Raw genomic sequence first — 16,166 nt, forward strand, 5'->3', positions numbered from 1 at the left:
ATGACACTCACCGACGCGCCGGGCGCCGCGAACGCGAAGAACGCGGAGCGCTATCTCCGCCTCTACCGCCAGATGACGAAGATCCGCGCCTTCGAGGACAACGCGAACGCGCTTTATCTCTCCGGCAAGATGCCGGGCCTCACGCACATGTATTCCGGCCAGGAGGCGGTCGCCGTCGGCATCTGCGAGGCGCTCGAAACGCGCGACAAGATCACCTCCACCCACCGCGGCCACGGCCATTGCGTCGCCAAGGGCGCGGCCTTCAAGGAAATGTTCTGCGAGCTCCTCGGCAAGGCGGAGGGCTATTGCCGCGGCAAAGGCGGCTCGATGCACATCGCCGACCAGGCGAACGGCAATCTCGGCGCGAACGCCATCGTCGGCGGCTCGGCCGGGATCGCGACCGGCGCCGGGCTCACCGCAAAACGGCTCGGCACGGGGGACGTCGCGGTCTGCTTTTTCGGCGACGGCGCGCTCGGCCAGGGGCTCCTTTACGAGGTCATGAACATGGCCGCGCTCTGGTCGCTCCCGGTGATCTACGCCTGCGAGAACAATCTTTATGGCGAATATACCAAGGTCGAGGAGATGGCGGCCGGCGCGCTGACCGCCCGCGCCGCGGCCTTCGGCATCGAGACCCACACCGTCGACGGTCAGGACGTTCTCGCCGTCAATCGGCTCGCCGAAAGCCTCGTCGCGCGGGCCCGGCGGGGGGAAGGACCGTTCTTCGTGGTGCTCGAGACCTATCGCTATCACGGCCACCATGTCGGCGACATCAACCGCGAATATTACCGTTCGAAGGCCGAAGAGGCCGAATGGAAGAGCGGGCGCGATCCGATCACCAATTTCGGCAAGTGGCTCGTCGCCGAGAAGATCGCCACCGCGGAGGAGCTCGACGGGATCGGCGAGGCGATCCGCGCCGAAGCGGAAGCGGCCGTCGAGTACGCCCTCGCCGCGCCCTATCCGGGCGCCGAAGAGGTGGCGATGCACATCTATGCGGGGTCCGCCCATGCGTGAGCTCACCCTGTCGAAGGCCGTCAACGAGGCGATCGCTGAGGAGATGCGGCGCGATCCGTCGATCATCCTGATGGGCGAGGACGTTGCGGAGGCAGGAACGCCGTTCAAGGTTCTGTCCGGCCTCGTGGAGGAGTTCGGACCGGAGCGGATCCTCGACACGCCGATTTCCGAGCCGGGCTTCACCGGCATCGCGGTCGGCGCCGCGATGACCGGAATGCGCCCGATCGTCGACCTGATGTTCGGCGACTTCCTGTTCCTCGTGATGGACCAGCTCTGCAATCAGGCCGCCAAGACGCATTATATGTCCGGCGGCAAGCTCTCCGTCCCGATGGTGCTGCGCACCAACATGGGCGCGACGCGGCGCTCCGCGGCACAACACAGCCAGTCCCTTCATGCGCTCGTCGCACACATTCCGGGCCTCAAGGTCGCGATGCCCTCCTCCGCCTACGAGGCGAAGGGGCTGTTGAAGAGCGCGATCCGGGACGCCGATCCCGTCGTCATCTTCGAAGACAAGCTGATGTATCAGGACAAGGCGCCGGTGCCGGAGGAGGAGTATCTCCTGCCCCTCGGCAAGGCGGAGATCCTGCGCGAGGGACGCGATATCAGCTTCGTCGCGACGTCCTCGATGCGCCAGGTCGCGGAGGCAGCCGCCGCGCGCCTCGCCGAGGACGGCGTGTCGGCCGAGATCATCGACCCGCGCACCATCGTGCCGCTCGACGAGGAGACGATCCTCGCGTCCGTGCGCAAGACCGGCCGCGTGATCGTGATCGACGAGGGGCACCAAAGCTTCGGCGTCACCGCCGAGATCGCCGCCCGGATTGCGGAAAAGGCGTTCTATCATCTCGACGCGCCGGTGGGGCGGATGGGCGCGATGGATGTGCCGATCCCCTTCTCCCCCGCCCTCGAAGACCTCACGGTGCCGACACCGGAGCGGCTCGTGGAACGGGCGATGGCGAGCCTTCGCGGGGAGCCCGTCCATGGCGCATGACGTGTTGATGCCGCAGCTCGGCATGGCGCAGGACGCGGGCCTCATCGTCGCCTGGCACAAGGGGCCGGGTGACCCCGTCGCCGCCGACGATGTTCTGATGGAGGTCGAGACCGACAAGGCGACGATGGAGGTGCCGGCCGGCCGCGACGGGGTCCTCGCCACGATCCGCGCCGCGGCCGGCGAGGAAGTGCCGGTCGGCAACGTGATCGCCGTGATCGCCGCGGACGCCGCCGAGGCCGAGCGTGTCGCCGGCGAGGTGGCTGCCGCATCCGCCAATGATGGAGACGCGCCCGTCGAGGCAGGCGCGACGAGCGCGTCGCCCGCCCCCGCCGCGGTCGACGCAATTGCGGTGGCCCGCACGGAGGGCGCCACCGCCGAAGCGCCGCGCCCCACCGGCGCATCGCCGTCGGGGAACGGCACGGCGGACATCGCCGCCCCTGCGGCCGACAAGGGCGCCGGCCCGACCGGCCGCATTCTCGCAACGCCGAAGGCCCGGCGGCTCGCGGAGGCGCGCGGCATCGATCTCGCCGCGCTCGTCGGATCCGGCGCGCGCGAGCCGATCCTCTACCGCGCCGTCGCCGACGCACCCGATCCGGGCGAGGCGTCGATCGCCGCGCCTGTCGCCACCCCGATTGCCGCATCGAGCGCGCTCGAAGCCCTCGCCGAGCGCAGCGCCTTCGACGCCCTCCTCGCCGAGGCCGATCCGGCCCCGACCCGCGCCGCCGCGCTCGCCGCCTTCCTCGCCGGTGCATGGCGCGGATCGCGCGGCGCGGATTCCCTCCGCATCGCGGTGCAGACACTCGGCGCGCCGCCTTTGCGCCTCACCGACCCGGACCGCGTCCCCCTCTCTCGTCTCGGAGGAGACGACGCGGCGGCCGGCGACGGCGCGCCAGACATCAGCCTCTTCGATCTCACCGAAAGCCGCCTCGCCTCCTATCGGCCGGCTGCCTCGGGGACGAGCCTCACCCTCCTCGGCGACGGCACGGCCTTCCGGCTCCTCCTCGCCTTCGACGAGAGGACGCTGCCCCTCAGCGAAGCGGCGCACCTCCTCGACGAACTCGCCCGGCGGATCGAGGACCCGATCCGCCAGCTTTTGTGAGGGGCCACCCGAGGCGCGGGGCGTCGCCGACGCGCGCCGTGCCGCACCACCGGCGGCCCCGACGAGGGGGACATTTTCGAGGTGAAGGGTACTTTCGGCGCGCCCTTGAACTAACTCCTCTTGCGTCGTGATAAAGGTCTTGGCGTCGGCATGGCGCGCCGGAGATCCACTCCGGCCACCGCCCGGTGAGCGACCGGACCGACGCGACAGACGCCGAGCTGGGTGTCGCCATGGCAAACGCCGACGCGACGGCCCCAGCATGAAGAATGGACGGAGCACCTCATGAAACACACCCAACTCTATATCGGCGGTCAATGGCGCGACGCCTCCGATGGCGGCACGTTCGAGGTCTTGAACCCCGCCGACGAGCAGGTGCTCGCGACCGTCGCCTCCGGCACGGTCGAGGATGCGAAGGCCGCGCTCGAAGCCGCCGACGGTGCCTTCGCCGAATGGCGGGCGCGCACGCCCCGTGATCGGGCCGAGATCCTGCGCAAGGCGTTCGAGCTCTTCACCGCCAATCTCGACGAGTTCGCCAAGCTGATTACGCTCGAAAACGGCAAGGCGAGCGCCGATGCGATGGCCGAGGCGAAATATTCGGCGGAGTTCTTCCGCTGGTATGCCGAGGAGGCCGTCCGCGCCGAGGGGCAGATCGGCATGGCGCCGGCCTCGGGTGCGCGCATCGTCGTGCACCACAAGCCGGCGGGGATCGCCGTTCTCGTGACGCCGTGGAACTTCCCGGCGGCGATGGGCACGCGCAAGATCGCGCCGGCGCTTGCGGCGGGTTGCCCGGTCGTGATCAAGCCGGCCTCAGAGACGCCGCTCACGATGCTCGCGCTTATGCCGATCCTCGAAGAGGCGGGCGTGCCGCCGGGCGTCGTCAACGTGCTGCCGAGCCGCTCCTCGGGCGCCGTCGTCGGCGCGATGCTGGAGGATATGCGCGTGCGCGTCGTCTCCTTCACCGGGTCGACCGAAGTCGGCCGCAAGCTCCTTCATGCCGCGGCGGACAATGTGATCAAGCCGGCGATGGAGCTCGGCGGCAACGCGCCCTTCATCGTCTTCGAGGACGCCGATCTCGACGCCGCGGCCGACGGGCTGATGCTCGCCAAGATGCGCAATATCGGTGAGGCCTGCACCGCCGCGAACCGCATCTACGTGCACGAGAAGGTGGAAGAGGCGTTCGTGTCGAAATACACCGACCGGATGGCCGCGCTCAAAATGGGCAATGGTCTCGATGACGGGATCGATGTCGGCCCGCTGGTCAACGCCGAAACGCGCGACAAGGTCGCCCATTTCGTCGACGACGCGGTGGCGAAGGGCGCGAAGGTCCGCCTCGGCGGCCAGCGGCCCAACGTCAAGGGCTTCTTCTATCCGCCGACCGTGCTCACCGCCGTCCCCGATGATGCCGAGTGCCTGAAGGACGAGATCTTCGGCCCCGTCGCCGCGATCCAGACCTTCAACGACGAGGCGGAGATCATCCGCCGCTCGAACGACACGATCTATGGCCTCGTCGCCTATCTCTATACCGGCGACCTGAAGCGGGGCCTGCGTGTCTCCGAAGCGTTGGAGTTCGGCATGGTCGGGCTCAATCGCGGCCTCGTCTCCGATCCCGCCGCCCCGTTCGGCGGGGTGAAGCAATCCGGTCTCGGCCGCGAAGGCGGCAAAGAGGGGATGCTGGAGTTCATGGAAGCCCAATATATCTCGACGAACTGGTAAAAATGATGGACGTCGCCGCAAGCCCCAGTGTCCGCCGCTATGCCCGTGAGTTGGGCATCGATATCGCCCGCCTCGGTGAGGAGCTCCAATCCGACACCGTGACGCGCCGCGATGTCGAGCGGAAGGCGGCCGGCGGCGGCGTTCCCGCAACGGATGCGGCCTCCCTTTATTGGGAGGTCGACCATGCGCAATACGGCCCCGTCAGCGATGAGCCGGTGCCGCGACGCGAACAGGTGGCGGCTGCCAACCTTGCCGCGGCGCAGGCGCTGATCCCGGCCGTCACCCACCATGACCGCGCCGAGATCGCCGGCATCGAAGCCGCCCGCACCCGGCTGAAGCCGCTCGCCGAGGCGGCCGGCGTGCGCCTTACCGCCCTCGCCTTCCACGTGAAGGCGCTCGCGCGCACCCTCGCCCTCTATCCCCGTTTCAACGCCTCGCTGTCGCCGGACGGCACGCGGCTCGTCATCAAGCATTATTGCCATGTCGGCATCGCGGTCGACACGCCGCACGGGCTGATGGTCCCGGTGGTGCGCAATGCGGATCGGAAAGGGCTTCTGTCGATCGCCGCGGAGATCGGCGCTCTCGCCGCCCGCGCGCGCGATCGCAAACTTCGCTCGCAGGAGATGGGCGGCGCGTCGATGTCGATCACCAATCTCGGCGGGATCGGCGGGACGGGCTTCACCCCGATCGTGAACCCGCCCGAGGTCGCGATCCTCGGCCTCTGCCGCAGCGAGACGGTGCCGGTGTGGACGGGCGAGGCGTTCGAGCCGCGGCTCATGGTGCCGCTCGCCCTCTCCTATGATCACCGTGTCATCAATGGTGCGGACGCCGCCCGCTTCCTGGCCCATTATGCCCGCCTCTTGGCCGAGCCGGCGCGCCTTCTTCTCTGATCCGTCTACCCAAGGCGCGCGAATTCTGCTCCGATAACCGAATGCCGATGCCCTCTCCCGCCCGCTTCGTTCGAGCGCACCCTCCCCAGCGCGCGCCGCGAGGCCGGCGTTGAGCCCCATCCCCCTCGTCCAGTTCTGGGATCGCCGCACGCTGCCGCCCGACGTCGCCCCCCTGGTCGCGACGTGGACCGACGGCGAGGACGGTCTCGCCTACCGGCTGTGGAGCGATGTCGAGGCCGAGCGCTTTCTCGCCCGCCACTATGGGCGCCGGGCGCGCGACGCCTACCGCATGGCCGCGCCGGCGGCGATGCGGTCGGACCTCTTCCGTTACGCCGTCCTCCACCGCCATGGCGGGGTCTATGTCGATTGCGATGTCGGGAAGGCGGCGCCGCTCGCCCCGGTGCTCGCCGCCGTCCGGCGCGGCATCATCATCACCGGCCGCAGCAAGATCGAGAACGACTTCATGTTCGTGCGCGCGGCGGGCGACCCGTTGATGGCGCACCTTCTCGAGGCCGCGATCGCGAATGTCGAGGCGCGCGCGTCGAACAATGTGTGGGCGGCGACCGGTCCCGGCATCGCGACCTTCCTGTGGCGCGAGGTGGGTGGCGACGATCCGCTCTTCGCCGGCTACGACTTCGTCGACGAGGTGGACAGCACCGCCTATCTGATCCGCGGCCATGCGCCGGCCTACAAGGAGACGGACGCGCACTGGCTCGTCCATCAGAAGGCGCGGTCGATCTACCAGCGCGCGCTTCCGATCCGGCTGCGCCATCGCATCGCCGACGCGAAGGCCGCCGTGCGGCGCCTCAGGGGCGCGGCGAGCGGTTGAGCGGGGCGCGCCGGGCCTGAAGGGACGACGCGGCGCTCCGGGTCATTTCGGCCGCTCCATCGAAAAGAGCCCGTCGACGTGGGCGTAGTCCATATAGCCGCAGCGGGCGATCGGCTCGGCGCGCGCGAGGTCGACGAAACCATCGCGGATGATGGCATCGTCGATGTGGATGTGGACGACCTCACCGAGGATCATCGTGTAGCGCGCCGCCTCTCCCGCCGCATCCTGAAGCGGCAGGATCTTCGTCGTCACGCACTCGAGGGCGACCGGGCTCGCCGCGACGCGGGGTGGCCGGACAGCGACGGAAGGCGCCATTTCGAGCCCCGCAAGGTCGAATTCCGAGACCTCCGGCGGCGCTGACGCCGACGTCGCGTTCATAGCCTCACGCAAGGCGTATGTGGCTAGATTGCACACGAACTCGCCGGTCTCCTCCGCGTTCGCCCACGAATCCTTGCGGCCGAAGGAGGAGAACATGACGAGATAGGGCCGGTCGCTCACGGCGTTGAAGTAGCTGTAGGGCGCGAGGTTGGCACGCCCGGCTGTGTCGAGCGTGGAAATCCAGCCGATCGGCCGCGGCGCCACGAGCGCCTTGAACGGATCGCGCGGCAATCCGTGATCGTTTTGCCTCGGGTCATAATGCATGACGAGCCTCGATTTGGGGTCGGGTGAGGAAACGGGCCGTGCGGCCGAAGGGCTGGATGGGCCGGAAAGGCGGTGAAATGGCGGCGTCAGCCCGCGCGGAAGTGCGTGACGATCGCGTCGAGGTCCGGGCGATCCCGGTCCGTGGGTTTGATCTCGGGCATTCCAATGTGGATAAATCCCGCGATCCGCTCGTCCGCACCGACACCGAGCGCGGCAGCGGCCGCCTTGTCGTAGGCGATCCATTCGGTCAGCCATTGGGCGGCGAACCCGTGCGCGGCCGCGGCGTGGAGCAGGTTGAGGCAGACCGCGCCCGCCGACAGGACTTGTTCCCACTCATCGATTTTCGGGTGCGGTTTTGCCGCACTCACCACCGCGACGACCAAAGGGGCGCGCGTGAAGCGGGTCCGCTCGACAGCGAGATCGGCCCCGTTTCCGGTCTCTTCGGCGACTTTCGCGATCGCCTCTCCGGCGGCGGCGCGAGCCTCACCGTCGAACACGATGAAGCGCCAGGGGGCGAGTTTTCCATGGTCGGGCACACGGGCGGCTATGGTCAGCATCGAATGAAGTGTGGCAGTGTCCGGCCCCGGTTCGGTGAGGAAGGCAGCTTGAACCGAGCGGCGCGTTGCCAAATAGTCACGCATCGTCACCATTCTGGTGGGTCTCCTTGCAACAGTTTGCGCTTCTAGCTCAAACCGCTGCGATTGTTGAAATAGAGTGTCAACCTAGGCAGTGTGTTGGCGCGAAGCGTATGAGCGCCACGGGCCGTCGTGCGTGGCTCACGTGCGGCGGTGAAAACGCCATGAGGGTTGAGAAATGAAACGCTTGGCAATGTTGACCTTGTCGGCGGTCTTTTTGGTTCCCGGTGCGGTGGCCTATGCCGCCACCCCCGTTCCGAAGCCGAAGCCCATCAGCGCCGCAGAGGCCGACCCCCAGGCCGCGATCACCCAAATGGTCGGCCCCCGAATTAAAGATTTCGGCAACTCCGTTGCCGCCTACGCCCCGGCCAACGGGCCGGATATGATGCCCGCGGCGACCGACGAAGCCGCTCTCTACCTCGTCGGCAAGCTCTCCGCCGAAGGCGGCCCGATCAGCGACGGTCTCGTCTGGCGCGTGTTCCGCGAGATCCCCGGGCCCGATGGTGAACTTCCCCTCGTTCACAAGTCCCGCGGCGGTGATCTCGAGGTTCGTCTCAAGCCCGGCCGCTATATCGTCCACGCGAGCTATGGCCGCGCCTCGCAATCGCGCACCATCGACCTCAACCGCCCCATCCTTTCGGACACATTCGTGCTGAACGCTGGCGGTCTTCTCCTCACCGCCGTGCTCGACGAGGACGAGAAGCCCGTTTCCGACGACACCGAATTCGAAGTCTTCAAGATCGACGGCGAGAGCCGCAAGCTCGTCGGCGAGCTGACGCCCGGCGCGATCGCCCGCCTTCCGGCCGGCAATTATCACGTGGTGAGCCGCTATGGCGGCGTGAATGCGATCCGCACCGCGGATGTCTCCGTCGATGCCGGCAAGCTCACCCGCGTTTCGATGCGCCACCATGCGGGCACTGTCCGCCTGAAGCTCGCCCGCAACGAGAGCGGCGAGGCGCTCGCCAACACGTCCTGGGTCGTCTACGGCAGCGACGGCAACGCCATCTACCAGCGCGCCGGCGCCCACGCCAACGTGACCCTTGCCGCCGGTGAATACAAAATCGTGGCCCGCCACGGCGACAACGAGTTCTTCCGCTCCATCACCGTCGAGTCCGGCGAGGACGCCGACGTCGTGGTTCTCGCCCAGCGGCTCTAGCGCCAGCCTCGCGAGGCAAGCGCCCCCTGCCCCGCCGCCGCGCGCGGGCAAGCCCACACAGCCATCTCTCGGCCCCTCCGCCCACGTGCGTTACCGCCGGGCGGGGCCCTTCCCAGCGCGCAGAAAACGCTCCGGCCGGTTCAGCAAACGCCCGCGCCGCGTCCCTCGCCTCTCATGAAGGCGCGGATCCGCGCCTTTCGGCTCCCGGACGCCCCGCGCCTCTCATCTTCCGCGATCCCCGCATCTCTCAGCTTCAGCCATCCGCGTCTTTCGGCTTCCGACGCGCTTCGCGGCTTCCGCGCGTTCAGCGCTGCAATCGAATGAGCCGCGCAGATCGGCACCGGCCTTAAAGGCGGGGCCGCCCGGACGCCATCGCGGTGGAAATCCCGGCACCGAACCTGGCCGGACGCCTGCCCTCTTCGCGCAGCGCGCTGACTCCTCTCGTCAGGCGTCGTTAACTCAATATGATCACCTGTTGAGAGCGTCACCGCCTTCGAATCGCCGTCCAGTCGAGCGTGCTGTGCGCCCCTCGCCCACATCACGCGAGGCTCTCGCCAATTCGACGGGGGCGGCTAAGGCGCAGCGAACCGCGCACCATCCTCCCGGTGCGTTGCTTCCGATTGGGTCACTCGTCGCAGCGAAGGGAGCCGGTCACGCAGAAGCGATCCAGGCCAGCCGAACGGCATTCTCAAGGTGGCTGCGCATCACTTAGACGGGGGCCGCCAGCCGGCCGGGCATCTCACTCGCCACGGTCCGACGGCATGTTTGTCCGAAACGCGCTCAGCTCTTTGTCACGCGCATCGCGGCGACCATCGCTCGCACGGTCGGCGAGAGACGGACCGCCCGCCATCCCCTCACCGCCGCCTCGCTCCTCGCGGCGCTGGAAGAGGACATCGCGAGCGCGACGCCGTTCGGCCTGCCCGAGGAGCAGGTCCGGTCCAATCTTCGATGAGCAACGTTGCGTGGGCCGCGACCTCTGCGCGCGCGGAACGCGGCAGTCAGAATGGCGGCTCCTGGCGCGATCACGGCGGCACTTTGGCCGATCGGGGTGTCCGCCTCGCTCCTCGCGGCGCCGGAAGAGGACATCGCGAGCGCGACGCCGTTTGGCCTGCCCGAGGAGCAAGTCCGGTCCGATCTTCGATGAGCAATGTCGCGTGGGTCGCGATCGTCTGCGCGAAGGACGCGGCCGTCAGAATGGCGGCTCCTGGCGCGATCACCGCGTCGCTCTGGCCGATCGGGGTCGGCGGGCGCGGGATCGGAACGCCGGCCGAAGCCGGCGCTCCATCGTCGTTTTCGGCTCAGTTCGCCGCGGCGCGGGCCTCTTCGAGCCAGCCATTCCAGGTCTCCTGGTTCCCGGCGATCCACGCATCGGCATGGCGCGCGATGTCGGACTCGGAATCCTGGCCTTCCTGCATCAGGAGGTTCTCGGCGCTGATGTCGTTCGCCGACACTTCCATGATCGAGAACAGCTTGGCCGCAGCCGGGTTCGCCTCGGCGAACTCGCGGTTCGCGATGATGCGCTGATCGTTCGCCTGGAAGCCGTAATTGGAGCCGTCCGCGAGCGCGGTGTCGACGTCCGAACGCTCACCCGGCAGCGAGGAGAACGGCACCTGAAGCCACGTCACGTCCTCACCCGGCACCAGCACGCCGGAGACCCAGTACGGCGTCCACGTGTAGTAGAGCACCGGCTCGCCATTCTGGTAGCGGGTGATCGTGTCGGCGATGATCGCCGAGTAGGAACCCTGATTGTGGGTCACCGTGTCGCGAAGCTCGAACGCGTCGAGCTGATGCTCGATCACCTGCTCGCAGCCCCAGCCCGGCGTGCAGCCGGTGAGGTCGGCCTTGCCGTCGCCGTTGGTGTCGAACAGCTTGGCGATCTCGGGATCTTTGAGCTGATCGATCGTCGTGATGCCGTGCTCTTCGGCGGTCTTCTTGTCGATCAGGTAGCCCTGCAGCGCGCCCGGCGAATAGACGCCCTCGCGGTAGATCTTCTCGTCGCCACCGGCGGCGGTGAAGAAGTCCGAGTGCAGCGGATCCCAATGGTCGGCGAGGAAGGTGCCGTCACCGTTGCCGATCGCGACGTGCGCGGCGGCATACTCGATCTCGCGGATATCCTCGACGGTGTAGCCGAGTTCCTCGAGCGCCTTCATCACGAGAAGGGTCTGGAAGGTCTCCTCGGCGATCGAGGACTTCAGCGGCGTGACGGTGACACCCTCACCGGGCATATCCTGCGCCAGGGCGGCACCGCTGACGGACGCAAGAAGGCCGGCGGCGGCGATTGCGACGCTGGTGCGCCGGAATGCACTGATCATGTAGTTCTCCTTTTTCAGACGGCGCCGACGCGAGGACGCGAAGCGCCCAAGGCCGGCGAATGCCGGTCGGACCCGGACGGATCCGACGCGACAGCGTTATTCGGCGGGCTGAGCCTCGCCCGCTTTGCGCGCGTTGTGGCCAACCACCACGCGGCGCACGAGCCCAATCGGGCCACGTTCGTACCAAGCGACGTTGTTGCGTTCGCGCTTGGAGACCCCCATCGCCTGGGTCATCCGGTCGATGATGATGGCGAGGATGACGATCCCGACGCCGCCGACCGTGGCAAGGCCCATATCGAGCCGCCCGATGCCGCGCAGCACCATCTGGCCGAGGCCGCCGACGGCGATCATCGAGGCGATCACGACCATCGACAGCGCCAGCATCAGCGTCTGGTTGACGCCCGCCATGATGGTCGGCATCGCGACGGGAAGCTGCACCTTGCGCAGGAGCTGCCCCTTCGAGGCACCGAAGCTCTTCGCCGCCTCGATGAGATCGCCCGGAACCTGGCGGATGCCGAGATTGGTGAGGCGGATCAAAGGCGGCAGGGCGAAGATGATCGTCACCACGACGCCGGGCACGTTGCCGATGCCGAACAGCATGACGATCGGCACGAGATAGACGAAAGCCGGCGTCGTCTGCATCGCATCGAGGATCGGCCGGGTGATGGTCGCCGCCTTGTCGTTGCGGGCGAGCCAGATCCCGGTCGGCAAGCCGATGAGGACGCAGAAGAAGACCGAGGTGAACACGAGGGCGAGCGTGACCATCGCCTGGTCCCAGGCGCCGATCAGGCCGACGAAGATGAACGAGATCACCGCGCCGATCCCGAGCCGCGGTCCGGCCGCCTGCCAGGCGAGAAGGCCGATAAGGACCACCATGATCAGTGCCGGAACGCCGAGAAGGGTGCCCTCGATGGTCGACAGGACGCTGTCGATCGGCCAGCGGATCGCCTGGAAGACCGGGCGGAAATTCGCCACGACGAAATTCAACGCCGTTTCGACCCACGTATCGAGCGGGATCACCGCGTGGTCGAACGGATTGACGATGTCGAAGGAGGGGCCGCTATCGGGCTGGATACCGGCGAGCCAATCGGGCGTCTCGGTCGGGGGAGCGCCGGGTTGGGGTTGGGCCGGCGGGGGCGTGCCGGCCGGTCCGGCCGGAGCGTCGCTCGCGCTGGAACCGCCGCCCGACCACGGATTGGACGCGGCCGCCGGCTGCGTCGCCGCTTCGCCGGAACCGCTCGCGTCTGGACTGGCCGCGCCGCCGGCCGCTCCTGGATTGGCCGCGCTGCCGGCCTGTGAGGCATCGTCGCCGCCGCTCGACGCTGCCGCGCCGCTGGTTGAATTCTGCGTCGCCCACGGATTGTCGGCCTGGGCGAGAATCATCGTATCGTCCTGACGCTCAGGCATGTTCGGTCTCCCGGCTCAACGCTCCGAGGAGCACGGCGCGTGAGACGACGCCGAGATAGCGCCCCTCCGCATTCACCACAGGCAGCCCGCATGGCGCGGCGTTCACCTGAGCGATGACGTCGCCGATCCGAAGGTCGGCGGTCAGCGGCTCGATGCCGGGAATGAAGGCGTCGGACAGGCGCGGCTCGGCCCGCCCGATTTCTGCCTCGAGGCTCGACGCGGAGACCACGCCGAGGAATTTCTGCTTTCCGTCCACGACATAGGCGTAATCGCGATCCGCCGCGGCGATCCGCTCACGCGCCGCCCGCAGCTTGTCGTCCCGATTGATGATGGTGACTTGCGATTTCGTCGCGATGTCGCCGGCGGTGAACACGCTCGACACGTCGACGCCCCGGAAGAAGGAGCGGACATAATCATTCGCGGGATGGTTCAAAATCTCGTCGGGCGTGCCGACCTGGACGACGAGCCCGCCCTGCATGATCGCGATCCGGTCGCCGATCCGCATCGCCTCGTCGAGATCGTGCGAAATGAAGATGATGGTGCGCTTTTCCTTCTCCTGAAGCTGCAGGAGCTCGTCCTGCATTTCGGAGCGGATCAGCGGATCGAGGGCGGAGAAGGCTTCGTCCATCAGGAGGATCGACGGATCGTTGGCGAGGGCGCGCGCGAGACCGACACGCTGCTGCATCCCGCCCGAAAGCTCGTTCGGATAGCTGTTTTCATGTGCCGCGAGACCGACCTGATCGAGCGCCTTGCGCGCCCGCTCCTGCCGTTTCTCCAGCGGAACGCCTGAGAGTTCGAGGCCGAACGCGGCGTTTTGCAGGACCGTCATGTGCGGCATCAGCGCGAAGGATTGGAACACCATCGAAATGTGTTCGCGCCGGAAGGTGTTGAGCTCCTTCTCCGACATCTTGGCGATGTCTTCGCCCTTCACCACGATCTCCCCGGCAGAGGGGTCGATCAGCCGATTCAGCAGGCGAACCAGTGTGGATTTCCCCGAGCCAGAAAGGCCCATCACGACGAATATTTCGCCCTCGCGCACGTCGAACGTTGTATCACAGACGCCGATCGTCATATTGGTCTGAGCAAAGACATCGTCCTTTGAAAGACCTTCGCGGTAGAGCGCGATCGCCTTGTTCGGCTCGGCGCCGAATACCTTGAAAAGGTTCTTGACAGATAGCGCCGTGCCTGAATCCAAGACACCGCCTCCTCTCTGAATGTGGTGGAAATTCGACGCGCAACTTCACGGACTGAAGCGCAGTCGTCAAGGGTGACCATCGTCTGCGTGTGAATGTAAGGGACTTAGGCCAGCTCACCCGGAAGGCAAGGCTTGTGCGCGGCACGGACGGATCGACGCCCCGATCCGCCCCATATTCGCCCCGATCCGCTTGGAAAGAATATTTACGTGTCGCTCAATCGCGGCCGCAGAACGCGTCGCCGAATTCGAGTGTCGCGGAAAATCCGCCGCCCTCCCGCTCACCGAGAATGAGCCGCGCCCCCATGCGCCGCGCGCAGACCTCGACGATCGACAGGCCGAGCCCGCTGCCGACGCCCTTGCGGTTGGAGCCGCGATAAAAGCGCCCCCGCGCCCTCGCCCGTTCGTCCGCCGGCATACCCGGCCCGTCGTCCTCGACGATCAACGCGGCGTCGCGCCAATCGACCCAGACGGTGCCGCCGGCTCCGGCATAGGTCGCCGCGTTCTCGACGAGATTGCGCGCGGCGAGCGACAATAGCGGCTCGGACACGCGCAGCGTCACCCCCTCCAGCCGATCGGCCAGCACGAGGCGGCCGCCCTTCGCCTCGAGCCGCAGCGCCGCTTCGTCGGCCGCCATCGCGATGACGGGGCGGAGCGCGACGGATTGGTCGGCCGCCACGTTGACCGTGTCGGCTTCCCCGAAGGTGAGGAGCTGGCGCAGAAGCCGGCTGCTGCGATCGACGCTCGTGAGGATGCGCTCGAGCGCGGCGCCGCGTGTCGTCTCGTCGGGCGCTCTCATCGCGATCTCGGCCTGGGTGCGCAGGCCCGAGAGCGGCGTTCGGAGCTCGTGCGCGGCGACGGACAGGAACTCCCGCTCGCGCCCCCGCAGCTCGTCGACACGGGCAAAGAGGCCATTCAGCGCCCGCACCACCGGCAGCGTCTCCGACACCGCCCCCGCCTCGCCGAGCGGGGCGAGATCCTCCGCCGGCCGCGCCTCGAGCCGCGCGGCGAGCCGCGAGAGCGGGGCGAGACAACGCCCGGTCGCAAGCCACAGGATCGCCGCCAGAAGGGGCAGAGTGAGAAGCATCGGCACCGACAGGCCGAGAAGCATGTTCCTCACGATTGCGTCTCGGAAGGCGGTGTTGTCGCCGACGAGGACTTCGACCCCCGCCGCCTCGTTGCGCACCGAGTAGACCCGCCAGCGCGCACCGTCGACGATGCGCTCGCTATAGCCGTCCCGCTCGTCCGACAGGCGCGCCTCGGGCGCGCTCGCCGAGCGGCCGACGAGCTGGCCGGACAGCGACCAGATCTGACACGAAAGCTGCCGCTCATAGGAGCGATGCGTGTCGAAATCGGTGCGGACCACATCGGCCGCAGCGGCGAGATCGACCTCGTTCCCGTCGATCAGCGAGGAGACCATGTTGGCCGCCTCGCGCAGCCGCGCGTCGAGAACCTGTTCCACCTTGGCGTTGGTGGACATCGTGATCCACGTGGCGCCGAGCGCCCAGACGAGGCCCGTCGCGGCGACGAGCGTCACGAAGAGGCGAAGGCGGAGGGATCGCGGCCACAGGATCATAGGCCGTCCCGACGCACGCGGTAGCCGACGCCGCGCACCGTCTCGATGAAGCGCCCGCCGAACTTGGAGCGCAGATTGTGAATGTGCACCTCGATCGCGTTGCTCTGCGCGCCGTCCGAAAAGCCGTAGACCCGATCTTCGAGCTGGGCACGCGACAGGATGGCGCCGGGCGTCTCCATCAGCGCGTGAAGGAGGGTGAACTCGCGCCGTGAGACCGGAATCGGCGCCCCCTCGCGTGAGGCCGACAGCGTCGACGGCTCGAGCGTCACCCCATTCCAATCGATCGTCGGCGCGGCGTGGCCGCGATTGCGGCGAACGAGCGCGCGGAGCCGCGCGGCGAGCTCTTCGAGCTCGAAGGGCTTACCGAGATGGTCGTCCGCGCCCCCGTCGAGACCGGCGAGGCGGTCGGCGAGCCCGTCCTGGGCGGTGAGGATGATGACGGGCGTCGGATCGCCGCCGCGGCGCATACGAGCGAGAATGTCCCGCCCATTGCCGTCCGGCAGCATGACATCGAGGACGATGGCGGCAAAGGAGCCCGTCGCGAGCGCGGCATCCGCATCGGCCACGGTCGCGACGAGATCGACCGTGAAGCCTTGCAGACCGAGCCCGACGGCGAGCCCGTCGCCCAGAATGTCGTCGTCCTCGACCACCAAGATCCGCATCGTGTCCCTTCCACGTCGTTCCCTGCCCTCGGTGCGGCCCCCGCCTTAAGCGTG

14 protein-coding genes are annotated in these 16,166 nt (G+C 67.9%); 7 read left to right on the forward strand and 7 right to left on the reverse strand.

Annotation, left to right across the window (positions count from 1 at the left end; translation table 11 throughout):
• The 6 genes from L1787_RS05790 (at position 1) to L1787_RS05815 (ending at position 6,530) form a co-directional block, all read left to right on the forward strand.
• A complete protein-coding gene (locus L1787_RS05790; RefSeq protein WP_235707728.1) occupies positions 1–1,011 on the forward strand; it encodes a thiamine pyrophosphate-dependent dehydrogenase E1 component subunit alpha in 1,011 nt (336 codons plus the stop codon).
• A complete protein-coding gene (locus L1787_RS05795) occupies positions 1,004–1,999 on the forward strand; it encodes an alpha-ketoacid dehydrogenase subunit beta (protein ID WP_235707729.1) in 996 nt (331 codons plus the stop codon). The genes L1787_RS05790 and L1787_RS05795 overlap by 8 nt, the downstream gene beginning before the upstream one ends.
• The gene (locus L1787_RS05800) at positions 1,989–3,098 is read left to right on the forward strand and encodes a biotin/lipoyl-containing protein (protein ID WP_235707730.1); all 1,110 of its coding nucleotides are present in this window, start codon (positions 1,989–1,991) and stop codon (positions 3,096–3,098) included. Before L1787_RS05795 ends, L1787_RS05800 begins: the two co-directional genes overlap by 11 nt.
• 282 nt (positions 3,099–3,380) lie before the next feature.
• Entirely contained in the window at positions 3,381–4,811 is a 1,431-nt protein-coding gene (locus L1787_RS05805; RefSeq protein ID WP_235707731.1) for an NAD-dependent succinate-semialdehyde dehydrogenase, read from the forward strand.
• A 2-nt stretch (positions 4,812–4,813) separates the two neighbouring features.
• On the forward strand, positions 4,814–5,701 hold the full coding sequence (locus L1787_RS05810) for a 2-oxo acid dehydrogenase subunit E2 (protein ID WP_235707732.1): 888 nt from the start codon (positions 4,814–4,816) through the stop codon (positions 5,699–5,701).
• Positions 5,702–5,810: 109 nt separating this feature from the next.
• Complete coding sequence (locus tag L1787_RS05815; RefSeq protein ID WP_235707733.1) at positions 5,811–6,530, forward strand: glycosyltransferase; 720 nt, start codon at positions 5,811–5,813, stop codon at positions 6,528–6,530.
• A gap of 42 nt (positions 6,531–6,572) precedes the next feature.
• Here L1787_RS05815 and L1787_RS05820 read toward each other — a convergent pair whose 3' ends face one another.
• Together L1787_RS05820 and L1787_RS05825 are read right to left on the reverse strand one after the other, a co-directional pair.
• On the reverse strand, positions 6,573–7,172 hold the full coding sequence (locus L1787_RS05820; protein WP_235707734.1) for a flavin reductase family protein: 600 nt from the start codon (positions 7,170–7,172) through the stop codon (positions 6,573–6,575).
• A gap of 86 nt (positions 7,173–7,258) precedes the next feature.
• A complete protein-coding gene (locus L1787_RS05825; protein WP_235707735.1) occupies positions 7,259–7,822 on the reverse strand; it encodes a nitroreductase family protein in 564 nt (187 codons plus the stop codon).
• Between the two features lie 163 nt (positions 7,823–7,985).
• On the opposite strand from L1787_RS05825, the gene L1787_RS05830 reads away from it, so the two are divergent.
• Positions 7,986–8,963, forward strand: a complete 978-nt coding sequence (locus tag L1787_RS05830) for an RgsD C-terminal domain-containing protein (protein ID WP_235707736.1) — start codon at positions 7,986–7,988, stop codon at positions 8,961–8,963.
• 1,298 nt (positions 8,964–10,261) lie between these two features.
• On the opposite strand, the gene proX is transcribed toward L1787_RS05830, so the two are convergent.
• The 5 genes from proX to L1787_RS05855 all read right to left on the reverse strand — a co-directional run bounded on the left by proX (position 10,262) and on the right by L1787_RS05855 (position 16,112).
• Complete coding sequence (proX, locus tag L1787_RS05835) at positions 10,262–11,275, reverse strand: glycine betaine/L-proline ABC transporter substrate-binding protein ProX (RefSeq protein ID WP_235707737.1); 1,014 nt, start codon at positions 11,273–11,275, stop codon at positions 10,262–10,264.
• A gap of 96 nt (positions 11,276–11,371) precedes the next feature.
• Positions 11,372–12,682, reverse strand: coding sequence for a glycine betaine/L-proline ABC transporter permease ProW (gene proW, locus L1787_RS05840; RefSeq protein ID WP_235707738.1), 1,311 nt, complete (start codon positions 12,680–12,682; stop codon positions 11,372–11,374).
• Positions 12,675–13,877 carry a glycine betaine/L-proline ABC transporter ATP-binding protein ProV gene (gene proV, locus L1787_RS05845; protein WP_235707739.1) on the reverse strand — a complete coding sequence of 401 codons (1,203 nt, stop codon included), beginning with the start codon at positions 13,875–13,877 and terminating at the stop codon, positions 12,675–12,677. The genes proW and proV overlap by 8 nt, the downstream gene beginning before the upstream one ends.
• Positions 13,878–14,091: 214 nt before the next feature.
• Positions 14,092–15,450, reverse strand: a complete 1,359-nt coding sequence (locus tag L1787_RS05850) for an ATP-binding protein (protein WP_235707740.1) — start codon at positions 15,448–15,450, stop codon at positions 14,092–14,094.
• Positions 15,447–16,112, reverse strand: a complete 666-nt coding sequence (locus tag L1787_RS05855; RefSeq protein WP_235707741.1) for a response regulator transcription factor — start codon at positions 16,110–16,112, stop codon at positions 15,447–15,449. The genes L1787_RS05850 and L1787_RS05855 overlap by 4 nt, the downstream gene beginning before the upstream one ends.
• Between the last annotated feature and the right edge of the window lie 54 nt (positions 16,113–16,166).

This window comes from Acuticoccus kalidii (assembly GCF_021556395.1).
In the GTDB taxonomy this organism is placed as follows: Bacteria; Pseudomonadota; Alphaproteobacteria; order Rhizobiales; family Amorphaceae; genus Acuticoccus; species Acuticoccus kalidii.

What these genes read in the sequence shown, in the direction of transcription:
- L1787_RS05790 (WP_235707728.1), top strand. Translation starts at nt 1, where the DNA reads ATGACACTCACCGACGCGCCGGGCGCCGCGAACGCGAAGAACGCGGAG.
- L1787_RS05795 (WP_235707729.1), top strand. Translation starts at nt 1,004, where the DNA reads ATGCGTGAGCTCACCCTGTCGAAGGCCGTCAACGAGGCGATCGCTGAG.
- L1787_RS05800 (WP_235707730.1), top strand. Translation starts at nt 1,989, where the DNA reads ATGGCGCATGACGTGTTGATGCCGCAGCTCGGCATGGCGCAGGACGCG.
- L1787_RS05805 (WP_235707731.1), top strand. Translation starts at nt 3,381, where the DNA reads ATGAAACACACCCAACTCTATATCGGCGGTCAATGGCGCGACGCCTCC.
- L1787_RS05810 (WP_235707732.1), top strand. Translation starts at nt 4,814, where the DNA reads ATGATGGACGTCGCCGCAAGCCCCAGTGTCCGCCGCTATGCCCGTGAG.
- L1787_RS05820 (WP_235707734.1), bottom strand. Translation starts at nt 7,172, where the DNA reads ATGCATTATGACCCGAGGCAAAACGATCACGGATTGCCGCGCGATCCG.
- L1787_RS05825 (WP_235707735.1), bottom strand. Translation starts at nt 7,822, where the DNA reads ATGGTGACGATGCGTGACTATTTGGCAACGCGCCGCTCGGTTCAAGCT.
- L1787_RS05830 (WP_235707736.1), top strand. Translation starts at nt 7,986, where the DNA reads ATGAAACGCTTGGCAATGTTGACCTTGTCGGCGGTCTTTTTGGTTCCC.
- proX (WP_235707737.1), bottom strand. Translation starts at nt 11,275, where the DNA reads ATGATCAGTGCATTCCGGCGCACCAGCGTCGCAATCGCCGCCGCCGGC.
- proW (WP_235707738.1), bottom strand. Translation starts at nt 12,682, where the DNA reads ATGCCTGAGCGTCAGGACGATACGATGATTCTCGCCCAGGCCGACAAT.
- L1787_RS05850 (WP_235707740.1), bottom strand. Translation starts at nt 15,450, where the DNA reads ATGATCCTGTGGCCGCGATCCCTCCGCCTTCGCCTCTTCGTGACGCTC.
- L1787_RS05855 (WP_235707741.1), bottom strand. Translation starts at nt 16,112, where the DNA reads ATGCGGATCTTGGTGGTCGAGGACGACGACATTCTGGGCGACGGGCTC.